Annotated in this window: 22 protein-coding genes; all 22 read left to right on the top strand. The window is 44.6% G+C overall.

Features of this window, described 5'->3' with window-relative positions; all coding sequences use genetic code 11:
• Positions 1 to 2 precede the first annotated feature (2 nt).
• The 22 genes from flgE to fliI all read left to right on the top strand — a co-directional run bounded on the left by flgE (position 3) and on the right by fliI (position 23,778).
• The gene (gene flgE, locus GWI56_RS08095; RefSeq protein ID WP_113939455.1) at positions 3 to 1,364 is read left to right on the top strand and encodes a flagellar hook protein FlgE; all 1,362 of its coding nucleotides are present in this window, start codon (positions 3 to 5) and stop codon (positions 1,362 to 1,364) included.
• Positions 1,365 to 1,536: 172 nt separating this feature from the next.
• Positions 1,537 to 2,280 (top strand): flagellar basal-body rod protein FlgF, encoded by a 744-nt coding sequence (gene flgF, locus GWI56_RS08090; protein WP_105251930.1) that lies wholly within the window; start codon positions 1,537 to 1,539, stop codon positions 2,278 to 2,280.
• Positions 2,281 to 2,290: 10 nt separating this feature from the next.
• Positions 2,291 to 3,079 (top strand): flagellar basal-body rod protein FlgG, encoded by a 789-nt coding sequence (gene flgG, locus GWI56_RS08085; protein WP_028761205.1) that lies wholly within the window; start codon positions 2,291 to 2,293, stop codon positions 3,077 to 3,079.
• Between the two features lie 11 nt (positions 3,080 to 3,090).
• A complete protein-coding gene (gene flgH / locus GWI56_RS08080) occupies positions 3,091 to 3,765 on the top strand; it encodes a flagellar basal body L-ring protein FlgH (RefSeq protein ID WP_028761204.1) in 675 nt (224 codons plus the stop codon).
• Positions 3,766 to 3,776: 11 nt separating this feature from the next.
• Entirely contained in the window at positions 3,777 to 4,868 is a 1,092-nt protein-coding gene (locus GWI56_RS08075; protein WP_028761203.1) for a flagellar basal body P-ring protein FlgI, read from the top strand.
• Positions 4,869 to 4,885: 17 nt separating this feature from the next.
• Positions 4,886 to 6,028 carry a flagellar assembly peptidoglycan hydrolase FlgJ gene (gene flgJ, locus GWI56_RS08070; protein ID WP_028761202.1) on the top strand — a complete coding sequence of 381 codons (1,143 nt, stop codon included), beginning with the start codon at positions 4,886 to 4,888 and terminating at the stop codon, positions 6,026 to 6,028.
• A 40-nt stretch (positions 6,029 to 6,068) separates the two neighbouring features.
• Positions 6,069 to 7,994, top strand: a complete 1,926-nt coding sequence (flgK, locus tag GWI56_RS08065; RefSeq protein ID WP_198572632.1) for a flagellar hook-associated protein FlgK — start codon at positions 6,069 to 6,071, stop codon at positions 7,992 to 7,994.
• 11 nt (positions 7,995 to 8,005) lie between these two features.
• Positions 8,006 to 9,217: a flagellar hook-associated protein FlgL gene (flgL, locus tag GWI56_RS08060; protein WP_198572631.1), complete on the top strand. Its 1,212-nt coding sequence runs from the start codon at positions 8,006 to 8,008 to the stop codon at positions 9,215 to 9,217.
• Positions 9,218 to 9,311: 94 nt separating this feature from the next.
• The gene (locus GWI56_RS08055; RefSeq protein ID WP_028761199.1) at positions 9,312 to 10,133 is read left to right on the top strand and encodes a flagellin; all 822 of its coding nucleotides are present in this window, start codon (positions 9,312 to 9,314) and stop codon (positions 10,131 to 10,133) included.
• Between the two features lie 253 nt (positions 10,134 to 10,386).
• On the top strand, positions 10,387 to 11,205 hold the full coding sequence (locus tag GWI56_RS08050; RefSeq protein WP_198572630.1) for a flagellin: 819 nt from the start codon (positions 10,387 to 10,389) through the stop codon (positions 11,203 to 11,205).
• Positions 11,206 to 11,345: 140 nt separating this feature from the next.
• Entirely contained in the window at positions 11,346 to 11,723 is a 378-nt protein-coding gene (locus GWI56_RS08045) for a flagellar protein FlaG (RefSeq protein ID WP_131523081.1), read from the top strand.
• Positions 11,724 to 11,756: 33 nt separating this feature from the next.
• Positions 11,757 to 13,127: a flagellar filament capping protein FliD gene (fliD, locus tag GWI56_RS08040; RefSeq protein WP_198572629.1), complete on the top strand. Its 1,371-nt coding sequence runs from the start codon at positions 11,757 to 11,759 to the stop codon at positions 13,125 to 13,127.
• Between the two features lie 30 nt (positions 13,128 to 13,157).
• Positions 13,158 to 13,478, top strand: coding sequence for a flagella biosynthesis chaperone for FliD, FliT (locus GWI56_RS08035; RefSeq protein ID WP_198572628.1), 321 nt, complete (start codon positions 13,158 to 13,160; stop codon positions 13,476 to 13,478).
• A 6-nt stretch (positions 13,479 to 13,484) separates the two neighbouring features.
• On the top strand, positions 13,485 to 13,895 hold the full coding sequence (fliS, locus tag GWI56_RS08030) for a flagellar export chaperone FliS (protein ID WP_028761195.1): 411 nt from the start codon (positions 13,485 to 13,487) through the stop codon (positions 13,893 to 13,895).
• Between the two features lie 287 nt (positions 13,896 to 14,182).
• Positions 14,183 to 15,616: a sigma-54 dependent transcriptional regulator gene (locus GWI56_RS08025; RefSeq protein WP_105251936.1), complete on the top strand. Its 1,434-nt coding sequence runs from the start codon at positions 14,183 to 14,185 to the stop codon at positions 15,614 to 15,616.
• Between the two features lie 109 nt (positions 15,617 to 15,725).
• On the top strand, positions 15,726 to 16,808 hold the full coding sequence (locus GWI56_RS08020; protein ID WP_198572627.1) for a PAS domain-containing sensor histidine kinase: 1,083 nt from the start codon (positions 15,726 to 15,728) through the stop codon (positions 16,806 to 16,808).
• Positions 16,801 to 18,144 carry a sigma-54 dependent transcriptional regulator gene (locus GWI56_RS08015; RefSeq protein WP_198572626.1) on the top strand — a complete coding sequence of 448 codons (1,344 nt, stop codon included), beginning with the start codon at positions 16,801 to 16,803 and terminating at the stop codon, positions 18,142 to 18,144. The genes GWI56_RS08020 and GWI56_RS08015 overlap by 8 nt, the downstream gene beginning before the upstream one ends.
• Before the next feature lie 231 nt (positions 18,145 to 18,375).
• Positions 18,376 to 18,711: a flagellar hook-basal body complex protein FliE gene (gene fliE / locus GWI56_RS08010; protein WP_028761191.1), complete on the top strand. Its 336-nt coding sequence runs from the start codon at positions 18,376 to 18,378 to the stop codon at positions 18,709 to 18,711.
• Positions 18,712 to 18,756: 45 nt separating this feature from the next.
• A complete protein-coding gene (gene fliF / locus GWI56_RS08005) occupies positions 18,757 to 20,445 on the top strand; it encodes a flagellar basal-body MS-ring/collar protein FliF (RefSeq protein ID WP_198572675.1) in 1,689 nt (562 codons plus the stop codon).
• On the top strand, positions 20,438 to 21,490 hold the full coding sequence (gene fliG / locus GWI56_RS08000) for a flagellar motor switch protein FliG (protein WP_028761189.1): 1,053 nt from the start codon (positions 20,438 to 20,440) through the stop codon (positions 21,488 to 21,490). Before fliF ends, fliG begins: the two co-directional genes overlap by 8 nt.
• Positions 21,477 to 22,472, top strand: coding sequence for a flagellar assembly protein FliH (gene fliH / locus GWI56_RS07995; protein ID WP_198572625.1), 996 nt, complete (start codon positions 21,477 to 21,479; stop codon positions 22,470 to 22,472). The genes fliG and fliH overlap by 14 nt, the downstream gene beginning before the upstream one ends.
• Positions 22,441 to 23,778, top strand: a complete 1,338-nt coding sequence (fliI, locus tag GWI56_RS07990) for a flagellar protein export ATPase FliI (RefSeq protein ID WP_028761187.1) — start codon at positions 22,441 to 22,443, stop codon at positions 23,776 to 23,778. The genes fliH and fliI overlap by 32 nt, the downstream gene beginning before the upstream one ends.
• The last annotated feature ends 14 nt before the right edge of the window (positions 23,779 to 23,792 follow it).

Here is a 23,792-nt window from a genome sequence, read left to right as displayed (position 1 = left end):
TTATGTCGTTTAACATTGCATTGAGTGGCATTTCTGCCGCGCAGAAAGATTTAAACACTACGGCGAATAACATTGCTAATGCGAACACCATTGGCTTTAAAGAATCCCGTGCTGAATTTGCGGATGTTTACGCTAATTCTATTTTTTCAAATGCTAAAACTGCTGTCGGTGGTGGTGTTGCTACGAGTCAAGTGGCACAGCAATTCCATCAAGGTAGCTTACAGCTGACGAATAACTCCCTTGATATGGCGATTAAAGGTGGTGGCTTTTTCGTTACAGCCTCTGAACTGGGTACATTAGACCACTCGTTTACCCGTGCTGGAGCATTTAAGGTCGATAAAAATAATTACATGGTTGATTCTTCTGGTAATTATTTGCAAACTTTCCCAGTGGATAAAGATGGGAACTCAACATCAGTGAGTTTAACGACGGCTAAGCCGGTACAAATACCAGACACTGCGGGTAGCCCTGTAAAGACTGAGAATGTTACTTTACAAATGAACTTAAATGCTAAGGAAAGTGCACTCGACCCCGCGGCATTCGATCCTCTAGATGCAAAAACCTACAATAACGTTACATCAATGACAATTTATGACTCACTCGGTGAGCCACATATTATGACAACTTATTTTGTTAAGCCTAAAGATGGTTCGTACAATGGTGAGAACAATTGGGTGGCTTACTATGCTGTTGATGGAAAACAAGTCGATCTAGCCGGTCCTGCTGGTACTTATCAAACAGATACCACCGGCGATGGTACGCCTGATGCAACGGGCACAGCTCAAACTGCTGGTGGTTGGAAAGGCTCTGTACTCAAGTTCAATTCTGTTGGTGTCTACACTGGTAGTGATCCTGCTATAGTCAAGACTGAGGCTTTGGGCGTCAGTGGTGCGGGTGTTTTAGGGCCTGGTGCCGATGGTACTCAAGATTTGACTGTGAAGTTTAATGCCCCAACGCAATATGCGGCTCCTTTTGGTGCAACTGAGTTGACACAAGATGGTACGACTGTAGGTCGCTTAACTAACGTTGAAATCGGCGAAGATGGTTTAGTGACCGCGAGTTATTCTAATGGTTCAACCGTGCCTTTAGCACGGGTTGCTTTAGTTCGTTTTGCTAACGAACAAGGTTTAACGCAAGTGGGTAATACGTCGTGGAAAGCCAGTTTAGCTTCAGGTCCAGCGTTAGCGGGTGAGGCAAATAGTGGAACTTTTGGTAGCATCAGTTCATCGGCGTTAGAGCAATCGAACATCGATTTGACGACTGAACTGGTCGATTTAATTTCGGCGCAGCGTAACTTCCAAGCGAACTCCCGTACCCTTGAAGTGAATAACACGCTGCAACAAACCGTATTACAAATCCGCTAATCATTACTTTATTTAACTAAGTGTTGCCGCCAGTGGCAACACTTAGCCTTTATCTTGCTGTCAACTCACTTCATTTCCTTATTCTTCAATTTTATCAGTAAATTAAAATTAATTTTTATTGGCACGATGCTTGCTTTGATATCGTCATGTAGAAAATTTGACGGAGCAGTCTGTGGACAAATTCCTTTATGTCGCCATGAGTGGCGCTAAGCAAAATATGAATGAGCTGGCACTCCGTGCGAACAACTTAGCCAATGCTAATACCGATGGTTTTAAATCAGATATGGCGCAGGCCAGATCGATGCAAGCCTTCGGTGAAGGGTTGCCTTCAAGGGTGTTTGCGATGACAGAATCTCCGTCAGCTAATTTTCGCTCTGGTCCGATAAAAACCACTGGACGGGATCTCGATGTTGCCATTAAAGGCGATGGCTGGTTTGCCGTTCAGGCGAAAGATGGCAGTGAAGCTTATACCCGTTCCGGTAGTCTCAGTTTCGATGCGACGGGCATGTTGTATAACGACAGAGGCAATCCAGTAATGGGGGACGCTGGCCCGATAGTGCTGCCATTACCTATTGATAAAGTGTCAATTTCACAGGATGGCATAGTGTCTGTTCGCCCTCAAGGGGCGACTGCTGAAGTGATAGAAGAAGTGGCGAGATTGAAGTTAGTTAATCCCGGCAATGCGCAGATGATGCGTGGTGAAGATGGATTATTTCGACAAATGTCAGGCGAACCAGCACCAGCTGACCCTTTCGTCGCAGTTGAAAGTGGTGCCGTAGAGGGCAGTAACGTTAACCCTGTTGATGAAATGGTGTCTTTGATTGATCTTCAGCGCCAGTTTGAATTGCAAGTCAAGATGATGAAAACCGCGGAAGAGAATGATCGCGCTTCATCCTCATTAATGCGTATTAGTTAGGAGATAGATTATGCATCCGGCGTTATGGATTAGTAAAACTGGCTTAGACGCACAGCAAACTGATATTTCAGTGATTTCAAACAACGTAGCGAACGCTAGCACTGTGGGCTACAAAAAAAGCCGCGCAGTATTTGAAGATTTACTCTATCAAACAGTTAACCAAGCGGGTGGTGTTAGTGCATCTAACACTAAGCTACCCAACGGATTAAACATAGGTGCGGGTACGAAAGTCGTCGCCACTCAAAAAATGTTTACTCAGGGTAACATGCTGACGACGGATAACTCACTGGATCTCATGATTGAAGGTCCTGGATTTTTTGAAATCCAGCTCCCTGATGGAACCACTGCTTATACTCGAAATGGTCAGTTTACCTTAGACGATACGGGGCAGATTGTGACGCCAGGTTCTGGCTATTTGCTACAACCCGCGATCACTATTCCTGATAATGCGACCAGTATTACCGTTTCCGCAGAGGGTGAGGTTTCAGTAAAAACGCCGGGTACCGCTGAGAACCAAGTCGTGGGTCAGTTGACTATGACGGATTTTATTAATCCATCGGGTTTAGATCCTATGGGACAAAACTTATATACGGAAACTGGTGCGAGCGGCACGCCCATTCAAGGTACCGCTTCGTTAGATGGTATGGGTGCTATTCGTCAAGGCGCCTTAGAAACCTCTAACGTGAACGTGACCGAGGAACTGGTGAACCTTATCGAAAGTCAGCGCATTTACGAGATGAACTCAAAAGTGATTTCAGCGGTAGATCAAATGCTGTCTTATGTGACTCAGAATTTATAGAGGCAAACATCATGGCTAGATATCTTGTGTTGGCCGTCGCGTTATTGCTTGCAGCTTGTAGCTCGACGCAAAAGAAACCCCTTGCGGATGATCCCTTTTACGCGCCGGTATACCCAGAGGCACCGCCGACAAAAATTGCCGCAACTGGCTCTATTTATCAAGACAGCCAAGCATCTAGCTTGTATTCGGATATACGCGCCCACAAAGTCGGTGACATTATCACTATCGTATTGAAGGAATCGACTCAAGCTAAGAAGAGTGCAGGCAATCAGATCAAAAAAGGTTCAGACATGAGCTTAGATCCCATCTTTGCAGGTGGTAGTAATGTGTCCATTGGCGGAGTGCCAATTGATTTGCGTTACAAAGATAGCATGAACACTAAGCGTGAATCGGATGCGGATCAGAGCAATAGTCTAGATGGCAGCATCTCGGCAAACGTGATGCAAGTGCTAAACAACGGCAGTTTAGTGATCCGTGGTGAAAAATGGATTTCAATTAATAATGGTGATGAGTTTATTCGTGTCACTGGTCTCGTTCGCTCGCAGGACATTAAACCCGATAACACTGTCGATTCAACGCGAATGGCTAATGCCCGTATCCAATACAGTGGCACAGGCACTTTCGCAGATGCTCAAAAAGTGGGCTGGTTAAGCCAGTTCTTTATGAGCGACTGGTGGCCTTTCTAAGGAGTCGTATCATGAAATATAAACTGGTGTTAGCCGTTGCCATGCTAGTGTTTTCTCTACCTAGTCAGGCTGAACGAATTAAAGATATTGCCAATGTGCAAGGTGTGCGTAGTAACCAGTTGATTGGTTATGGCTTAGTGGTCGGTTTGCCGGGAACTGGGGAAAAAACCAGTTATACCGAGCAGACCTTTATGACTATGCTCAAAAACTTTGGGATTAATCTTCCTGACAACGTCAAACCGAAAATTAAAAACGTTGCAGTGGTAGCCGTACACGCGGATATGCCTGCCTTTATCAAACCTGGTCAAGATCTTGACGTGACAGTATCTAGCTTAGGCGAAGCCAAAAGCTTACGCGGTGGCACCTTATTACAGACCTTTTTGAAAGGGGTAGACGGTAATGTGTATGCCATAGCCCAAGGTAGTTTAGTGGTGAGTGGTTTTAGTGCCGATGGTTTAGATGGTTCAAAGGTGATTCAAAATACGCCAACTGTAGGTCGTATACCGAATGGCGCGATTGTTGAGCGTAGTGTAGCAACCCCATTTTCAACTGGCGATTATTTGACGTTTAACCTACGTCGTTCGGATTTCTCTACTGCGCAGAGAATGGCCGATGCGATCAATGATCTATTAGGTCCTGATATGGCGCGTCCTTTAGATGCGACGTCTGTTCAGGTAACTGCTCCACGTGATGTATCACAACGGGTCTCCTTTTTAGCAACGCTTGAAAACCTTGATGTTGTTCCCGCAGAGGAATCTGCCAAAGTGATTGTTAATTCACGTACTGGAACCATAGTGGTTGGGCAAAACGTACGCTTACTCCCTGCGGCGATTACCCATGGCGGCATGACTGTCACGATTGCGGAGGCGACACAGGTTTCGCAGCCTAACGCGTTGGCAAATGGTCAAACAACCGTCACGAGTAATAGTACGATTACAGCAACAGAAAGTGACCGCCGTATGTTTATGTTTAATCCAGGCACTACGCTGGATGAGCTGGTTAGAGCGGTTAACTTAGTCGGTGCAGCCCCTTCAGATGTGTTAGCAATACTTGAAGCATTAAAAGTGGCAGGAGCTTTGCATGGTGAACTTATCATCATCTAATTTCTGTCGGGAAAATCATGGAAAAGCTTTCAAGTTCATCACATTTTCTTGACTTGGGCGGGCTAGATTCACTCCGCGCCCAGGCTCAGAAAGATGAGAAGGGCGCCTTGAAAAAGGTTGCCCAACAATTTGAAGGTATTTTCGTGCAAATGCTGATGAAAAGTATGCGCGATGCCAATGCGGTTTTTCAGTCTGATAGTCCACTCAATAGCCAATACACTCAGTTTTACGAGCAGATGCGCGATCAGCAGTTATCGGTCGATTTATCTGACAAAGGTGTATTGGGCCTTGCCGATATGATGGTGCAGCAACTCTCTCCCGAAACAAGTCATTTCACGCCTGCATCGGTATTGCGTGACGATGGTGGCATGAAAATGCTCCACGACGATAAAGCGCTTAATGTGCCTATGCAGAGTTCAGCCGCTCCTGTGGTTGAACCCACAGTTGTAAATCATGGTGTGCCGGCTGCTATCGCTCGGCCCGTATTTGAACCGGATAGAGCTGAAGATGCCAATTCATCAATGGACATTGATGCGCCTAATCGTTCACTGGCTATCGATACGCCTAAGCCGAGCTGGAGTGAACAATCACTTTCAGTGGTAGAACCTGTGATTAGCGGCCAAGTTTTGCCGACGGCAGCATTTAGGGAAACCCAAAAGATTGTCAGGTTTGGTAGTCGAGAAGAATTTTTAGCGACCTTATATCCACATGCTGAAAAAGCCGCAAAAACATTAGGTACCCAACCAGAAGTATTATTGGCGCAATCAGCACTGGAAACTGGCTGGGGACAAAAAATCGTCCGCGGCAATAACGGTGCGCCGAGTCATAACCTATTCAACATTAAAGCTGATCGTCGTTGGTTAGGCGATAAGGCTAACGTCAGTACCCTAGAATTTGAGCACGGTGTTGCTGTTCAGCAAAAAGCTGACTTCCGAGTTTATAGTGACTTCGAGCATAGCTTTAACGATTTTGTGTCCTTCATTGCCGAAGGTGAACGTTATCAAGATGCGAAAAAAGTGGCCGCTTCCCCTACTCAATTCATCCGAGCTTTGCAGGATGCGGGTTATGCCACTGATCCTCGATACGCTGAAAAAGTGATTAAAGTGATGCAGTCGATCAGTGAAGAACTGAAATCAATTCTGCCAGGAGAAGACAAATGATGAATCTTACAACCCTGTTTGTTCATAGGAGTGTCAACTAATGGCCGTTGATCTACTGAATATAGCGCGAACTGGGGTGCTTGCCTCCCAGTCGCAACTGGGTGTTACCAGTAATAATATAGCTAACGCCAATACCGCTGGTTACCACAGACAAGTGGCAACCCAGTCGACTCTTGAATCGCAGCGTTTTGGTAGTAGCTTTTATGGCACAGGAACTTACGTTAATGACGTTAAGCGTATCTACAATGACTATGCTGCAAGAGAGTTACGCATTGGCCAAACAACGTTAAGTGCCGCCGAAGCCAGCTACGGTAAATTGAGTGAGCTAGATCAGCTGTTTTCACAGGTAGGTAAAGTTGTGCCACAAAGCTTGAATGACCTGTTTTCGGGGCTGAATAGTGTGGCTGATTTGCCTGCAGATTTGGGTATTCGGAGTTCGACCCTAACAAACGCACAGCAAGTTGCCAGCAGTCTTAATCAGATGCAGTCGTATTTGAATGGCCAGCTTAATCAGACCAATGACCAGATCACTGGTATGACTAAGCGTATCAATGAGATCAGTACAGAACTGGCAAATTTAAACCTAGAGTTAATGAAGTCGCCGAATCAGGATGCGCAGTTGCTTGATAAGCAAGATGCACTTGTTCAAGAGTTAAGCCAGTACGCTCAAGTGAATGTTATTCCATTAGAAAATGGTGCTAAGAGCGTAATGCTCGGTGGCTCAGTGATGTTGGTTTCTGGCGAAATTGCTATGACGATGGGAGTCCAAGCGGGTGATCCATTTCCGAATGAGCTCCAATTGACTTCAAGTATTGGTTCGCAAAGTGTCACTGTTGATCCGAGTAAACTTGGCGGTCAGTTAGGGGCCATTTTTGATTATCGTGATCAAACGTTAATTCCCGCGGGTCATGAGCTCGACCAATTAGCCTTGGGCGTGGCTGATAACTTCAATAAAATGCAAGCACAAGGTATTGACCTCAATGGGCAAGTTGGTGCCAATATCTTCAAAGATATCAACGATCCTATGATGTCTTTGGGCCGTGCAGCAGGATTTTCTGGTAATACGGGTAATGCAATGTTAGGCGTCACCATAGATGACACCAGTTTATTAACTGGTGGTGCCTACGAACTGTCATTTACCGCGCCTGCAACTTATGAGCTGAGAGATTCGAAAACGGGGGCAATCACGCCACTGACGTTAACTGGCTCAACTTTATCGGGTGGATCTGGATTTTCAATTGACATAAAAGCGGGCGCTATGGCATCTGGCGATCGTTTTGCCATTCGCCCGACAGCGGGTGCTTCAAATGGCATTGAAGTGGTCATGAAAGACCCTAAAGGCATTGCCGCCGCATCACCAAAGATTACCGCAGATGCAGCTAACTCGGGCAGTACCCAAGTGAAGTTGACTCAAATTAGCAATCGTAATGCCGCAAATTTCCCTGTAACGGGCAGTGAGTTGACGATAAAGCTCGATACCACAGTTTTGCCTCCAACCTATGAAGCATTCGACGCCGCGGGAACTTCCCTTGGGGCTGCAGCCCCTTATACGCCTCCGAGTATTAGCGCTTTTGGTTTTACCTTTGAAGTTGACAGCAAAGCGGCTGCAGGCAATGACAGATTTACCTTCGATTTATCCTTCGCAGCGGGGGATAACTCTAATGCTGTCGCTATGGCTAAGTTGAGCGAAAGTAAGGTGATGAATGGGGGAAAGTCGACCCTAGCTGATGTGTTCGAGAACACTAAGCTCGAGGTAGGCAGTAAAACGAAAGCGGCTGAAGTGCGTGTTGGTTCGGCAGAGGCCGTGTATCAACAAGCTTATGCGCGAGTAGAGAGTGAGTCGGGTGTGAACTTAGATGAAGAAGCAGCAAATTTAATGCGTTTTCAGCAAGCCTATCAAGCCTCTGCGCGGATCATGACGACTGCACAGCAGATTTTTGACACCTTATTATCCTCAGTGCGTTAGGAGATTTAACTATGCGATTATCATCCGCGCAGATTTTTAATCAAAGCATTACCAGTGTGCTGCAAAAGCAAACGGCGACCAGCAAAATTCTTGACCAATTGAGCAGTGGTAAGAAAGTCAATACTGCTGGTGATGATCCTGTGGCGTCACAGGGTATTGATAATCTGAATCAGAAAAATGCGCTAGTCGATCAGTTTATGAAAAATATTGACTATGCGACAAATCGTCTTGCTGTGGCAGAAAGTAAACTCGGTAGTGCTGAAGATTTAACTGGCTCTATGCGTGAGCAAGTTATGCGAGCGATAAACGGCACACTCTCAGGAACTGAGCGGCAAATGATTGCCGAAGAGATGAAAGGCAGCTTAGAAGAATTGCTCTCTATTGCCAATAGTAAGGATGAATCTGGCAATTATATGTTCTCTGGTTTCAGTACCGATAAAGAACCTTTTGCTTTTGATAACTCGACGCCGCCTAAAATAGTGTATAGCGGCGACTCTGGCGTCAAAAATAGTTTAGTACAAACGGGTGTTGCCATGGGGACAAACATCCCTGGCGATAGCGCGTTTATGAAAGCACCCAATGGACTTGGTGATTATAGCGTCAATTATTTGGCCAGCCAGCAGGGGGAGTTTAGCGTTAAAACAGCAAAAATTGCTGACGCTGCAACTTATGTGGCTGATACATATACATTTAACTTCACTGATAATGGTGCCGGTGGTACTAACTTGCAAGTGCTCGATTCTGCAAGTAATCCCGTCGCAAACGTAGTTAACTTCGATGCCACTAATCCCGTTAGTTTTAATGGTATAGAAGTTAAAATTGATGGAAAACCCAGCGCTGGCGATAGTTTCACCATGGAGCCGCAGGCCGAAGTCAGTATTTTCGATACGATCAGCAGTGCGATTGCATTAATTGAAGACCCTAATTCTGCCAACACTCCCCAAGGGCGAGCTCAGTTGGCACAGATATTGAATAACATCGATAGTGGCGTCAATCAAATTAGTTCTGCCAGAAGTGTGGCGGGGAATAATCTGAAAGTTGTCGAGAGTTACAAAGAGACTCATACCGAGGAGAAAGTGGTGAATTCATCAGCGCTATCACTCTTGGAAGATCTCGATTATGCATCAGCGATTACGGAATTTGAAAAGCAACAGCTTGCATTGAACGCAGTCTCTAGCGTGTTTAGTAAGGTGGGTTCTGTTTCCCTGTTCGACTTTATTTAACAGAAAGCAAGTACCTATCCATCTGTAAGATAAATTGTTAAAAATTTAGCCAAGCTCCAAGCCTTGGCGGTATAACTAGGAAGAGGAACTCAACATGGCTATTACAGTAAATACCAACGTGACTTCAATGAAGGCACAAAAGAATTTAAATACTTCCAGTAGCGGTTTAGCGACCTCAATGGAACGTTTATCCAGTGGTCTACGCATTAACAGTGCGAAAGACGACGCCGCTGGTCTAGCCATTTCTAACCGCTTGAACAGCCAAGTGCGCGGTTTAGATGTGGGTATGCGTAACGCAAATGATGCGATTTCAATTGCTCAAATTGCCGAAGGTGCGATGCAAGAGCAAACCAATATGTTGCAGCGTATGCGTGATTTGACTGTTCAAGCAGAAAACGGTGCGAATAGCACTGATGACTTGACTGCATTGCAAAAAGAGATGGATCAATTAGCAGAAGAAATTACTGCTATAGGTGATAGTACGGCGTTTGGTAATACCAAATTAATGACTGGTGGCTTTTCTGCGGGTAAAACCTTCCAAGTAGGGCACCAAGAAGCTGAGGATGTCACTATTTCGGTAGGGACAACTAATGCTGCAAGTTTATCTGTTAATTCGCTATCCGTAGCGACTTCAGCTGGTCGTTCAACTGCACTTGCGAATATTGATGCTGCCATTAAAACAATTGACAATCAACGAGCCAATTTAGGTGCGAAGCAAAACCGTTTGGCCTATAACATTAGTAACAGTGCTAATACTCAAGCCAACGTTGCTGATGCTAAGAGTCGTATCGTGGATGTCGATTTTGCGAAGGAAACTTCAGTTATGACTAAGAATCAAGTGTTACAACAAACGGGTTCTGCAATGCTTGCACAGGCTAACCAGTTACCTCAAGTTGCATTATCTCTTCTGGGTTAATGTTACTTGCGTGATGTTATATGAAGTGCTTTTGCCTACTTGTTCTAGAATTATCTAGAAAAGTAGGCAAAGTTTTATAGGAGTTTATATTTATGTTTATGATAATTAGAGTTATTTTTTAAAATCAAGATATTTTAAAAAATAACTCTAAAGTTAAAAAAGATGCTGCCGTTAAATATACTGTAACCACTAAGACCCGCCTGGCTTAAGTAGACAGGCAAGTTCACAAGCCAGGTATAAAGAGGAAACGATCATGGCCATTACAGTAAACACAAACGTCACTTCATTAAAAGCTCAAAAGAATTTAAATACTTCCGCAGGCGGTTTGGCCACATCTATGGAACGTTTATCCAGTGGTCTGCGTATTAACAGTGCCAAAGATGACGCTGCTGGTTTAGCGATATCGAACCGACTAAACAGCCAAGTGCGTGGCCTTGATGTTGGTATGCGCAATGCTAACGATGCCATTTCAATCGCCCAGATTTCTGAAGGTGCGATGCAAGAACAGACTAACATGCTTCAACGTATGCGTGATTTGACAGTACAAGCAGAGAACGGTTCTAACAGTACTGATGATTTGACAGCATTGCAAAGCGAAATTGATGAACTGGCATTAGAAATTACAGCAATCGGTGATACAACTGCATTTGGTAGCACAAAATTACTGAATGGTGATTTCTCCGCAGGTAAGACATTCCAAGTCGGACACCAAGAAGCCGAAGACATTACGATTTCAGTAAAAGCAACGAATGCTGGTGCGTTATCTGTTAATAGTTTGTCTGTTGCAAGTTCAGCTGGCCGTTCAACTGCACTCGCTGCGATTGATGCTGCCATTAAAACGATTGATAGTCAGCGTGCTAACTTAGGTGCTAAACAAAACCGTCTAGCATACAACATTAGTAACAGTGCTAATACTCAAGCAAACGTTGCTGATGCGAAGAGCCGAATTGTTGATGTGGATTTCGCGAAAGAAACATCACAAATGACCAAGAATCAAGTGTTACAACAAACGGGTTCTGCAATGTTGGCCCAAGCCAATCAGTTACCTCAAGTGGCCTTGTCACTGCTGTAGTTTAACGCAGAATAGTGAGAAAGTGATAAGGGAGGTTCGGTGACGGATCTCCCTTTGCCACTTTAAAGGTTAATGTAGTTTTATAGGGTAATTTTAATGTAACTATTTAAAGTTATTACTAAATTTGCTGAGGTATGGCTATGGATATCAATATAGCAAGTTCACCTTCTATGCTTCACAGTAAGGTTGATTTAGCTCAAACGCCACTAAAAGCATCTGCTCCAGATGCTGAGTTAAAGCGAAATACGGCTATTGAACAAGCTGCGGAACAAGATGTAACTAAAAATGAACAGAACCCGAGTAAGCTGGCTCAAGTTGCCACAGAGTTGTCTGATATGATGTCTATGATGCGTAAAGGTTTAGCATTTAAGGTTGATGAGAACTCTGGACAAGCTGTTGTGACTGTACTTGACCGAGATACTGGTGATGTGATTAGACAAATGCCGAGTGAAGAAGCATTAGCCTTGGCAGAAAAACTATCAGAAGTCACAGGGCTTTTGATGAAAACAGAAGCATAAATATTTGTAAGTACGTTTGATTGAGAGGTCTATATGGCATTAACAGCAACAGGCATGGGATCTGGCCTTAAAATTAGTGAAATTGTGCAAGTTTTAGTTGATGCCGAAAAAACACCGAAAGAAGCGATGTTTAATAAAACGGAAGACAGCATCAAAGCAAAAGTTTCTGCTATGGGAACCTTAAAAAGTGCGTTGTCTACGTTTCAAGATGCCTTAAAAAAACTTCAAACTGGCGATGCCCTCAATCTGCGTAAGGTTTCTGTTAGTAATCAAACTTATTTGTCAGCAACAACAGACAAAACTGCACAAGCGGGTAGCTATGGTATTAAAGTTGAGCAACTTGCGGTAAATCATAAAATTGCTGGAAAAAATGTTGCAGATCCTGCATTACCTGTAGGTGAAGGGAGCCTTGATTTTGGTATCAATGGTAAGAATTTCGCCATTGATGTTTCGGCTACCGATTCACTTGCTGCGATTGCTAAAAAAGTTAATGAATCCCCAGATAATGCGGGCGTAACTGCAACTGTTATTACCAGTGATGCAGGCAGTCGATTGGTTTTTAGTTCAGATAAGTCAGGTGAAGACAATCAAATTAGTATTACAGCTAATGACACGACTGGAACTGGACTAAATGATATGTTCGGTGCTGGTAATATCTCCACGCTTCAAGATGCTAAAAATGCAGTTGTTTATATCGATAATCAGAAAGTTACCTCGCAAACTAATGAAGTTAAAAATGCTATTGCAGGGGTGACGTTAAACTTAACTGATGCTGATGTTTCTAAGACGACTACGTTAAAAATTGAACAAGATGATGATGCAGTAAAGACAAATGTGAAAGCTTTTGTCGATGCCTACAATAGTTTAGCGACTGCAGTTGATAAAATGTCGTCTTATGATAAAGAGAAAAAAACAGCAGCTGCATTACAGGGCGACTCTATGATCCGTTCTATAGAATCGCAACTCCGAAGTATATCGAGTGAACGAGTGCCAACTGATAGCGGCAGTTCGATAGCATTATATGATATTGGTATAAAAACAGATAGATATGGTAAGTTGTCTGTCGATGATACTAAACTTAATAAAGTCATCTCTGAAGATATGGCCAGTGTTGAGGCATTATTCTCGACACCAGATAAAGGGCTTGCTAATCGCTTTAATGATCTTGCAGATAGTTATGTCAAGTCTCGAGGATTAATTGCGTCACGTCAAACCGGATATACTAATCAACAAAGCCAGCTTACAGATAGAAGAGAAGCTTTCACGCTTAAAATGGATCAACTAACAGCCCGTTTAACGAAGCAATTTAATGCGATGGATCTTGTCGTTGGAAAACTAAATCAGCAGAGCAGTGGTCTTGTTGATCGTTTGAATTCGCTTCCTGGAGCAGTTAAAAAACGATAGTGAAATTATAAATGAGTAAGGGGAGTATAAGTGAAACAACTCGATGAGCTTAATGTCCTTTTGAGTGAAATTTTAAATAAACTGACTCAGCTTCCTGCTGAAGCACCTCAATCTGACGAGTTGGTGTCGAACTTGCAGGTACTGGTTGGAGAGCGTCAAATTTTACTCAATGTATTAGTGGCTGATGCTAATATGACAGATGTTGATTATCTTCAACATCAGCTTGAACTTACTCAAGGGTACACAGGTAAAGCAAGTGTTGTTATGGCAGATAGACAAGCATTATTACATGCAGGTAATAAGAATAAGCGCCAGATTAGTGTTTATGAGACTATAGATTTAAACAGGTAGGTGTTTATGAGAGGATCACTGCAATCGTATCGTAAGGTGTCTTTAGAGAGTGAAATTACTGTTGCGTCACCACATCGTATTATTCAGCTTATGTTTGCGGGGGCACTGCAACGTTTAGCACAAAGTCGTCTTGCGATTGAACAAAATGACTTGTCTAATAAAGGTATGTACATTGGCAAAGCTATTGGGATTATTACTGGTTTAAACAATAGCCTAGATATGGATGCTGGTGGCCAGATAGCTAGAAATTTGAGTGATTTATATGACTTTATGTTGCGTAGAATTTCTGAAGCTAACGTAAATAATGATGTGAAAGCGATTGATGATGTATGTGATATTTTACGTACTATCAAAGAAGGTTGGGATGCAATTCCTGCAGATAAACATAATATTTCTGCGCATTCTGAAGCGGGTTAATATCTTATTTCGTGATTAAAAATAGACGCACTGGTTGCGTCTTTTTTTTGGCTAAAAGTCAAAGTATTGACGTTTTAGACTAGAATCATGATGTAAATGAACTAAAATCAATTCAGTTTGGCATAAACCTCATCTGAGGCTTGCTTCTCGTCTGCTGATAATACAATATTCATCACAAGTAGTGATGGTGGCACAGATTGTTACATTGAATTTGTTAAGCTTTTACAGCAACTAATCATAAATAATTAATGCGAATTAATACATATTAGAGCTTTACGGCCTACTGAATGATGCAAACAGATCAACGAATTTTACTTATCGGCCCTCCATCAGAGCGATTAAATCGCCTGTGTTGCATTTTGGATTTTTTAGGTGAGCAATTTGTACAAATTGACACCGAAAAATTAAGTGCTAGCCTCCAAGATACCCGTTTTCGAGCTTTAGTTATCCTAACTGATGTTATGGATGCTGATGGGCTTAAAAACATCGCAGGTCAACATCCATGGCAACCTATGCTGTTGCTTGGCAATGTTGACGATCTGCAAGTGTCTAATATTCTTGGACATATAGAAGAACCTTTAACGTATCCTCAGCTCACTGAATTATTACACTTTTGCCAAGTATTCGGTCAAGTTAAACGGCCTCAAGTCCCTACTAGTGCGAATCAAACAAAGTTATTCCGAAGCTTAGTGGGACGCAGTGATGGTATTGCGAATGTGAGGCACTTGATAAATCAAGTAGCAACATCTGAGGCAACCGTGCTTGTTCTGGGTCAATCAGGTACAGGTAAAGAAGTGGTCGCCCGTAATATCCATTATTTGTCTGAGCGCCGTGACGGTCCATTTATCCCTGTTAACTGTGGTGCTATACCGCCTGAGTTATTAGAGAGTGAGCTATTTGGTCATGAAAAGGGGTCATTTACGGGGGCAATCTGTTCTCGTAAAGGCCGTTTTGAATTAGCTGAAGGTGGTACACTATTTCTCGATGAAATAGGAGACATGCCACTACAAATGCAAGTTAAATTACTCCGTGTGCTGCAAGAGCGGGTATTTGAGCGCGTTGGTGGTACTAAGACTATTAATGCTGATGTACGCGTAGTTGCTGCGACACATAGAGATTTAGAAACCATGATCAGCGTTAATGAGTTCCGTGAGGATCTTTATTACCGCCTAAACGTATTCCCGATTGAAATGCCCGCGTTGTGTGATCGCAAGGACGATGTGCCTTTGCTATTACAAGAGTTAGTTAGCCGAGTCTATAACGAAGGCCGTGGTAAGGTGCGTTTTACGCAGCGTGCGATAGAGTCGCTGAAAGAACATGCTTGGTCGGGCAACGTGCGCGAGCTGTCTAATTTAGTCGAACGCCTCACCATTTTATATCCGGGTGGACTGGTTGATGTTAACGATTTACCTGTCAAATATCGCCATATCGATGTGCCCGAATATTGTGTAGAGATGAGTGAAGAGCAACAGGAACGTGATGCTTTAGCTTCTATCTTTAGCGATGAAGAGCCGGTTGAAATCCCTGAAACGCGTTTCCCTAGTGAGCTGCCGCCTGAAGGTGTGAACCTTAAGGATTTGTTAGCAGAACTAGAAATAGACATGATACGTCAGGCGCTAGAGCTACAAGATAATGTCGTAGCTCGCGCTGCTGAAATGCTTGGAATACGCCGTACAACGCTTGTAGAAAAAATGCGTAAGTACGGAATGACAAAAGATTAGTTTTCTATTTTATTGTTATATAAGTTGTTTTAACCTCTAAAGTTCAATTTCCAATTTGGCATAGATACTGCAGTCACCCCGTCATAAGCAATTTTTTGACGGAGTGACTATGTCAGCCAACCCACTAGCGCAAATTGAGTCATTCAAGCACACTAGCAAACAATGGAACCAACTGCGTGAGGCCGCGAATATGTCCAATCGAATGGAGCATATTTTACAGGCTATGCCATCCGGCGTGGTGATTATCAATGGCGACGGTATAGTCACGGATGCTAATCCGGTAGCAGTTGAATTACTTGAGCGTTCCTTATGTGGCGTTCGCTGGATAGATGTGATCCACAGTGCCTTTGCGCCACAGGACGATGATGGCCACGAAGTGTCACTGCGTAATGGCCGCCGCGTTAAATTAGCGATTACGCCATTGACGCCAGAGCCTGGTCAATTAATTGTGTTAACTGATTTGACTGAAACTCGGTTATTACAGAAAAATATCTCCCATTTACAACGTTTATCTGCACTGGGCAAGATGGTAGCAACTTTGGCTCATCAGGTGCGCACGCCTTTATCAGCCGCTTTGTTATACGCTTCAAATCTTGCGAGTCCTAAGTTATCCGATGCCGCTAAAGCGAAATTCCAGCAAAAACTTGTTGATAGACTCAATGAACTCGAGCGGCAGGTTAACGACATGCTATTGATGGCGAAAGGCCGTCAGGATGAACTTGGAGATCTAATCTCATTGGCTGAGGTTATCGACAATGTTTTGGCAAATTGTGAGCCGATAGCGGCAAAGCAAGGCTGTGACTTGTCATTTGATGATGCATCAAGCAGCTCGATGTTAGCTAATTCCAATGCGTTAAGCTCGGCGATTAATAATTTAGTCATGAACAGCATAGAAGCCGGAGCAACTGAAATTCGTATCCAAGCGAAGGAAGAGGGCGAACGGTTATTATTAGATGTCATCGATAATGGCAAAGGCTTAGACACCACTATGCAGCAGAAGGTATTTGAACCTTTCTTTACGACTAAGTCGCAGGGAACTGGGCTTGGGTTAGCTGTTGTGCAATCTGTGGTGCGCAATCATGGGGGGCAACTGCAACTCAGCTGTGTACCGAATAAAGGCTGTACTGTGTCTTTAGTATTCCCACGGGCTAAATCCGCGGTGATATTACCTTTGGAGATTACCCATGTCTGAAGCAAAGTTATTGCTCGTTGAGGATGATGCTTCATTACGTGAAGCCTTGTTTGATACCTTAATGCTGGCTCAGTATGAGTGTGTTGATGTTGCCTCCGGTGAAGACGCTATTTTAGCCTTGAAACAACATCAGTTTGATTTAGTTATTAGCGATGTGCAGATGCAAGGTATTGGTGGTTTAGGTTTATTGAACTATCTGCAGCAGCATCATCCTAAGTTGCCAGTGCTGTTGATGACGGCCTACGCGACTATAGGTAGCGCGGTGAACGCTATAAAATTAGGCGCTGTTGATTATTTAGCCAAACCTTTTGCACCAGAAGTGTTACTCAATCAAGTCTCACGCTATTTGCCATTAAAACAAAATGTGGATCAGCCCGTCGTCGCTGATGAAAAAAGTTTAGCCTTATTAGCACTTGCTCAACGGGTTGCCGCCTCCGATGCCTCTGTCATGATCTTAGGTCCTAGCGGTTCGGGTAAAGAGGTTTTGGCCCGTTATATTCATCAACACAGTAGCCGTGCTAATCAAGCCTTTGTGGCCATTAACTGTGCCGCTATTCCTGAGAACATGCTCGAAGCCACCCTTTTTGGTTATGAAAAGGGTGCATTTACGGGTGCCTATCAAGCGTGTCCGGGGAAATTTGAGCAGGCTCAAGGTGGCACTTTGCTGCTAGATGAAATCTCTGAGATGGATTTAGGCTTACAAGCTAAGTTGTTGCGGGTTTTGCAAGAGCGTGAAGTTGAGCGTTTAGGTGGCCGTAAAACCATTAAGCTCGATGTGCGCGTGCTTGCCACATCCAATCGTGATTTAAAGGCAGTGGTCGCCGCAGGGGGATTTAGGGAAGATCTCTACTACCGAATTAACGTATTTCCTTTAGCTTGGCCTGCGTTAAGTCAACGTCCTGCAGATATTTTACCTCTTGCGCGTCATTTACTGGCTAAACATGCTAAGGCATTGAATGTTGCCGATGTGCCTGAGTTGGATGAGAATGCGCGTCGACGTTTATTGAGTCATCGCTGGCCAGGGAACGTACGTGAACTCGACAATGTGATCCAGCGTGCTTTGATATTAAGAGCCGGTCAATTGATCACTGCCAATGACATTATTATCGATGCGCAGGATGTGATTTTAAGCGGTGAAGATCTAGACCCATTTTCTTCTGAGCCAGACGGTTTAGGTGAAGAGCTCAAAGCTCAAGAACATGTGATTATTTTAGAGACCCTTAATCAATGCCAAGGAAGTCGTAAGTTAGTCGCCGAAAAGCTAGGAATTAGCGCACGAACCCTAAGATACAAGATGGCAAGGATGCGTGATATGGGGATCCAACTGCCAAATTAGTCTATAAATTCAAGTTATCATCTCGCAGCCTCCATATTGAGTGTGAGGCTGTATTGATTAAAACACACAACCGCAAAAGTGGCTCATTTCATCCAAAATCCTTAGATATTGGCATCTTCTTTTCCCTTCAATTTATTATCAATCACGACCATCTGAAAACTTGGCCGTTATTTTGCATTATCCCGTTATCGGTATTTTGATCGTCAAGAATTCGACGACTGGGAGCTCAGCATGCAAATAGGCGCAAATTCATTCCTGCAGGAAATGCAGAAACTCCAAGGCGAAATAACGCCGTCGTTTGGCGTTCAGCCAAATATCATGCAGCAAGTGAATAACACCAGTGGTGCAGACTTCGGTCAGTTGCTATCGCAAGCCGTCGGCAATGTCAGCGGCTTACAGTCTGCATCGTCAAACCTCGCGACACGTTTAGAGATGGGTGATACTACCGTTTCTTTATCGGACACTGTGATTGCCCGTGAGAAAGCGAGTGTCGCTTTCGAGGCGACGGTGCAAGTGCGTAATAAGCTTGTCGAAGCCTACAAAGAAATAATGAGCATGCCTGTCTAGGCCAGTGAATAACCCAATTAGCAGGTACGAATCGTGAGTACAGAAATGATTGTCGGATCCAATTCCGGTTTAGCTGACCAAGGTGTCCAGCAAGAACATAAGTCAGGAATGATGGGAAATCTTGGCGGTGTCGATATGATGCGCCAAGTGACTATGATTTTAGCCTTAGCGATTTGTTTAGCCTTGGCGGTATTTGTCATGCTGTGGGCGCAGGAGCCAGAGTATCGTCCATTGGGTAAAATGGAAACTCAGGAAATGGTTCAAGTGCTAGATGTACTTGATAAAAATAAAGTTAAGTACCAAATCGACGTGGACGTTATTAAAGTTCCTGAAGATAAATATCAAGAAGTCAAAATGATGTTGAGCCGTGCTGGTATCGACAGTCCTGCAGCCAACCAAGATTTTTTGAATAAAGACAGTGGCTTTGGTGTCAGCCAACGCATGGAACAGGCTCGTCTTAAGCATAGCCAAGAAGAAAACCTCGCCCGTGCGATTGAGCAACTACAAAGTGTCAGTCGTGCCAAAGTCATTCTTGCGTTACCTAAAGAAAACGTCTTCGCCCGCAATGCCTCTAAACCGAGTGCAACTGTGGTGATCAATACCCGTCGCGGTGGCTTAGGCCAAGGTGAAGTCGATGCTATCGTCGATATTGTTGCTTCTGCAGTACAAGGTTTAGAACCATCAAGGGTGACGGTAACTGACTCTAACGGCCGTTTATTGAACTCTGGCAGCCAAGATGGCGCGTCTGCGACGGCTCGCCGTGAACTTGAATTAGTACAGCAAAAAGAAGCTGAATATCGCACTAAGATTGAATCGATTCTGGTGCCAATTTTAGGTCCTGATAATTTTACTTCTCAAGTCGACGTCAGTATGGATTTTACTGCGGTTGAGCAAACATCAAAGCGTTTTAACCCTGATTTACCAGCACTGCGCAGTGAAATGACCGTTGAAAATAACACCACAGGCGGCTCTACTGGTGGGATCCCTGGCGCGTTATCCAATCAACCGCCAATGGAGTCAAATATTCCAGAAGATGCAACAAAAGCGGCAGAGTCAGCAACGGCTGCAGCAGGTAATTCGCACCGCGAAGCGACCCGTAACTTTGAATTAGATACCACCATTAGCCATACTCGCCAGCAAGTTGGTGCAGTGCGCCGTATTAGTGTGTCAGTCGCGGTGGACTTTAAACCTGGTGCCGCTGGAGAAAATGGTCAAGTAGCCCGTGTTGCCCGTACCGAACAAGAACTGACCAATATCCGTCGTTTACTTGAAGGCGCGGTTGGTTTTAGTTCACAACGGGGTGATGTGCTGGAAGTGGTAACCGTTCCTTTTATGGACCAATTAGTTGAAGATTTACCCGCACCTGAGCTTTGGGAGCAACCTTGGTTTTGGCGTGCGATTAAGCTTGGGATTGGTGCGCTAGTGATTTTGGTGCTGATTTTAGCTGTGGTACGTCCTATGCTGAAACGCTTAATCTATCCTGACAGTGTGAATATGCCTGAGGATGGCAGATTAGGTAATGAATTAGCAGAAATTGAGGACCAATATGCGGCTGATACGCTAGGGATGCTCAATACTCAAGAGGCGGAATACAGTTATGCTGACGATGGCTCAATTCATATCCCTAATCTTCACAAAGATGATGATATGATTAAAGCTATCCGTGCGCTCGTGGCGAATGAGCCTGAGCTCTCTACTCAAGTCGTGAAAAACTGGTTACAAGACAATGGCTGAGAATAAAACGAAAGAAGTGGCTCCTGCGGCCGCACCTGCCTTTAATATCAAAGATATTAGTGGCGTTGAAAAGACCGCTATTTTACTCCTCAGTTTGAGTGAGGCTGATGCTGCATCCATTTTAAAACACTTAGAGCCGAAGCAAGTGCAAAAAGTGGGTATGGCCATGGCGGCAATGGATGAGTTTGGTCAGGAAAAAGTTATCGGGGTACATAAGCTGTTTCTTGATGATATTCAAAAGTATTCTTCAATTGGTTTCAACAGTGAAGAGTTCGTCCGTAAAGCCTTAACCGCCGCGCTGGGTGAAGATAAAGCGGGTAATCTGATTGAACAGATTATCATGGGCAGTGGCGCTAAAGGCTTGGACTCGTTGAAGTGGATGGATGCACGCCAAGTGGCGACCATTATTCAAAACGAACATCCACAGATCCAAACCATTGTTTTGTCTTATCTAGAACCCGATCAAGCGGCGGAAATTTTTGGTCAATTCCCTGAGAATACCCGCTTAGACTTGATGATGCGTATTGCAAATCTTGAAGAAGTGCAGCCCGCTGCACTGCAAGAGTTGAACGACATCATGGAGAAACAGTTTGCTGGTCAAGGTGGCGCCCAGGCCGCGAAAATGGGTGGCTTAAAAGCGGCTGCCAACATAATGAACTACTTAGACACGGGTATCGAAAGCCAGTTGATGGAAACCATGCGCGAGTCTGATGAAGAAATGGCGCAGCAAATCCAAGATTTGATGTTTGTATTTGAAAACTTAATCGATGTCGATGACCGCGGTATTCAAGCCCTGTTGCGTGAAGTGCAGCAAGATGTACTGATGAAGGCGCTCAAAGGCACAGATGATCAGCTGAAAGAAAAAATCTTGGGTAACATGTCAAAACGTGCCGCTGAATTATTGCGTGATGATCTTGAAGCCATGGGCCCAATTCGGATCAGTGAAGTGGAAGTCGCCCAAAAAGAAATCCTGTCTATTGCTCGTCGCTTAAGTGACAGCGGCGAAATCATGTTAGGCGGCGGTGGTGGCGATGAGTTCCTCTAATCCGAGCGACAATAAATTGTTGAATAAGGTCTTGAGCGAAGGAGATGTCGAATTTAGTCACTGGGCGCTGCCAGATGTGACTGAAGCCGATGATGATTCTATCTCAAATCTGTTCGGCCATTCGAATCATCAAGCCGCTAAGTCGACTACAGTGGAAAGTGTTTCTCCACCGACTATGGCTGAGATTGAAGACATTCGCGCCCAAGCCGAAGAAGAAGGCTTTAGCGAGGGTAAGCAGCAAGGGTATGAGCAAGGGCTAGAAAAAGGGCGTTTAGAAGGGTTAGAGCAGGGCCATACTGAAGGGCTCGCCCAAGGGCATGAGCAAGGATTAGAAACCGGTTTAGCCCAAGCAAAAATATTGCTCTCGCGTTTTGAAACCTTATTAGCTCAATTTGAAAAACCATTGCAATTGCTCGATGGCGATATTGAACTTTCGCTACTGAACCTGAGTATGACATTAGCGAAATCTGTCATTGGCCACGAATTAAAAACTCATCCTGAACAAGTGCTTTCGGCATTGCGCTTAGGTATAGAATCGCTGCCGATAAAAGAACAAACGGTCACAATCCGCTTGCATCCTGACGATGTTATTTTAGTCGAACAACTTTATTCCACCGCCCAACTGACCCGCAGTAAGTGGGAACTTGAAGTTGACCCTTCCTTAAGCCCAGGTGACTGTATTCTCAGTAGTCATCGTTCTTTAGTCGATTTGACCCTCGCATCGCGCATTGATGCTGTGTTTGAGTCTTTACGGAACCAACATGCTCACTTAAGTGACAAGCAGCGTCAATTGCAAGAGGCGATAGAGGTTGAAGATACCGCAAAACATGTTGCGGCTTCTGAGGCCGTGGGATCAGAGCTTGATGATCAGGTTGTCGATACGGTTTCTCAACATGCTGAGGATATACAATCTGCCTCAAACACTGGTGAGCAATTAGAGGCAAAATCAGATGCAAAATCGCCAACATCAACTGCTGAATAGACTTAATCATCATCAGGGTAAGGTGCCGCCATTTCGCGCTGTGGCCAGTGGTCAACTGGTGCGTGTTGTCGGCTTAACCTTAGAAGCAAGCGGTTGCCGTGCGCCTGTGGGCAGTTTATGTTCGATCGAAACCATGGCGGGCGAGTTAATCGCCGAGGTGGTCGGGTTTGATGGCGAACTATTATATTTAATGCCCATTGAAGAATTACGTGGTGTATTGCCTGGTGCGCGGGTTGTGCCTTTGGGGGAACAAACTGGACTCAATGTTGGTTTATCCCTGCTAGGACGCGTACTCGATGGTAACGGCGTGCCTTTAGATGGTTTAGGCGCGTTGCAAACCGACCAACAAGCGCCAAGACATAGCGCTGCCATTAATCCTCTATCTCGCCGTGCCATTACTGAACCGCTGGACGTTGGTGTTCGCGCTATCAACGCTATGCTGACTGTGGGCAAAGGCCAACGTATGGGCTTGTTTGCGGGCTCAGGTGTAGGTAAGAGTGTGCTCTTAGGTATGATGACTCGCGGTACTACCGCCGACATTATTGTGGTTGGGCTAGTGGGTGAGCGTGGCCGGGAAGTGAAAGAGTTTATTGAGGAAATTCTTGGTGAGAAAGGTCGAGCGCGTTCAGTCGTTGTTGCTGCGCCTGCGGATACATCGCCTCTGATGCGTCTTCGCGCCTGTGAAACCTCGACTCGTATTGCCGAATATTTCCGCGATTTAGGCTATAACGTTTTATTGCTTATGGACAGTTTAACGCGCTACGCCCAAGCGCAGCGGGAAATTGCTTTGGCTGTGGGTGAACCGCCTGCGACTAAAGGTTATCCGCCTTCTGTGTTTGCAAAATTGCCACGTTTAGTTGAGCGCGCCGGAAACGGTGGCCCTGGACAAGGTTCAATTACGGCATTTTATACTGTGCTGACGGAAGGAGACGATCAACAGGATCCGATTGCCGATGCTTCGCGGGCGATCCTTGATGGTCACATAGTCTTGTCACGTTCGCTTGCGGATTCGGGGCACTATCCTGCGATTGATATTGAAGCTTCTATTAGCCGAGTCGCGCCTATGGTGATCTCCAATGAACATTTGGAAGCCATGCGCCGCGTGAAACAAACCTATTCCTTGTATCAGCAAAATCGAGATTTGATTTCTATTGGGGCCTATGCCCAAGGAAGCGATCCTCGCATTGATAATGCGATACGACTGCAGCCAGCAATGAATGCTTTTTTGCGCCAAACCATGCGTGATGCATTTAGCTTTGCCGATAGCCAAGTCATGCTTGGGCAACTTGCTGCACAGTGCAAATAATGGCGTCATCGAAT

The organism is Shewanella sp. DW31, from assembly GCF_015767295.1.
GTDB lineage: Bacteria > Pseudomonadota > Gammaproteobacteria > Enterobacterales > Shewanellaceae > Shewanella > Shewanella oncorhynchi.
This window is presented reverse-complemented; position numbering and strand designations above follow the sequence as displayed.

What these genes read in the sequence shown, in the direction of transcription:
- flgE (WP_113939455.1), top strand. Translation starts at nt 3, where the DNA reads ATGTCGTTTAACATTGCATTGAGTGGCATTTCTGCCGCGCAGAAAGAT.
- flgG (WP_028761205.1), top strand. Translation starts at nt 2,291, where the DNA reads ATGCATCCGGCGTTATGGATTAGTAAAACTGGCTTAGACGCACAGCAA.
- flgH (WP_028761204.1), top strand. Translation starts at nt 3,091, where the DNA reads ATGGCTAGATATCTTGTGTTGGCCGTCGCGTTATTGCTTGCAGCTTGT.
- GWI56_RS08075 (WP_028761203.1), top strand. Translation starts at nt 3,777, where the DNA reads ATGAAATATAAACTGGTGTTAGCCGTTGCCATGCTAGTGTTTTCTCTA.
- flgJ (WP_028761202.1), top strand. Translation starts at nt 4,886, where the DNA reads ATGGAAAAGCTTTCAAGTTCATCACATTTTCTTGACTTGGGCGGGCTA.
- flgK (WP_198572632.1), top strand. Translation starts at nt 6,069, where the DNA reads ATGGCCGTTGATCTACTGAATATAGCGCGAACTGGGGTGCTTGCCTCC.
- flgL (WP_198572631.1), top strand. Translation starts at nt 8,006, where the DNA reads ATGCGATTATCATCCGCGCAGATTTTTAATCAAAGCATTACCAGTGTG.
- GWI56_RS08055 (WP_028761199.1), top strand. Translation starts at nt 9,312, where the DNA reads ATGGCTATTACAGTAAATACCAACGTGACTTCAATGAAGGCACAAAAG.
- GWI56_RS08050 (WP_198572630.1), top strand. Translation starts at nt 10,387, where the DNA reads ATGGCCATTACAGTAAACACAAACGTCACTTCATTAAAAGCTCAAAAG.
- GWI56_RS08045 (WP_131523081.1), top strand. Translation starts at nt 11,346, where the DNA reads ATGGATATCAATATAGCAAGTTCACCTTCTATGCTTCACAGTAAGGTT.
- fliD (WP_198572629.1), top strand. Translation starts at nt 11,757, where the DNA reads ATGGCATTAACAGCAACAGGCATGGGATCTGGCCTTAAAATTAGTGAA.
- fliS (WP_028761195.1), top strand. Translation starts at nt 13,485, where the DNA reads ATGAGAGGATCACTGCAATCGTATCGTAAGGTGTCTTTAGAGAGTGAA.
- GWI56_RS08025 (WP_105251936.1), top strand. Translation starts at nt 14,183, where the DNA reads ATGATGCAAACAGATCAACGAATTTTACTTATCGGCCCTCCATCAGAG.
- GWI56_RS08020 (WP_198572627.1), top strand. Translation starts at nt 15,726, where the DNA reads ATGTCAGCCAACCCACTAGCGCAAATTGAGTCATTCAAGCACACTAGC.
- GWI56_RS08015 (WP_198572626.1), top strand. Translation starts at nt 16,801, where the DNA reads ATGTCTGAAGCAAAGTTATTGCTCGTTGAGGATGATGCTTCATTACGT.
- fliE (WP_028761191.1), top strand. Translation starts at nt 18,376, where the DNA reads ATGCAAATAGGCGCAAATTCATTCCTGCAGGAAATGCAGAAACTCCAA.
- fliF (WP_198572675.1), top strand. Translation starts at nt 18,757, where the DNA reads ATGATTGTCGGATCCAATTCCGGTTTAGCTGACCAAGGTGTCCAGCAA.
- fliG (WP_028761189.1), top strand. Translation starts at nt 20,438, where the DNA reads ATGGCTGAGAATAAAACGAAAGAAGTGGCTCCTGCGGCCGCACCTGCC.
- fliH (WP_198572625.1), top strand. Translation starts at nt 21,477, where the DNA reads ATGAGTTCCTCTAATCCGAGCGACAATAAATTGTTGAATAAGGTCTTG.
- fliI (WP_028761187.1), top strand. Translation starts at nt 22,441, where the DNA reads ATGCAAAATCGCCAACATCAACTGCTGAATAGACTTAATCATCATCAG.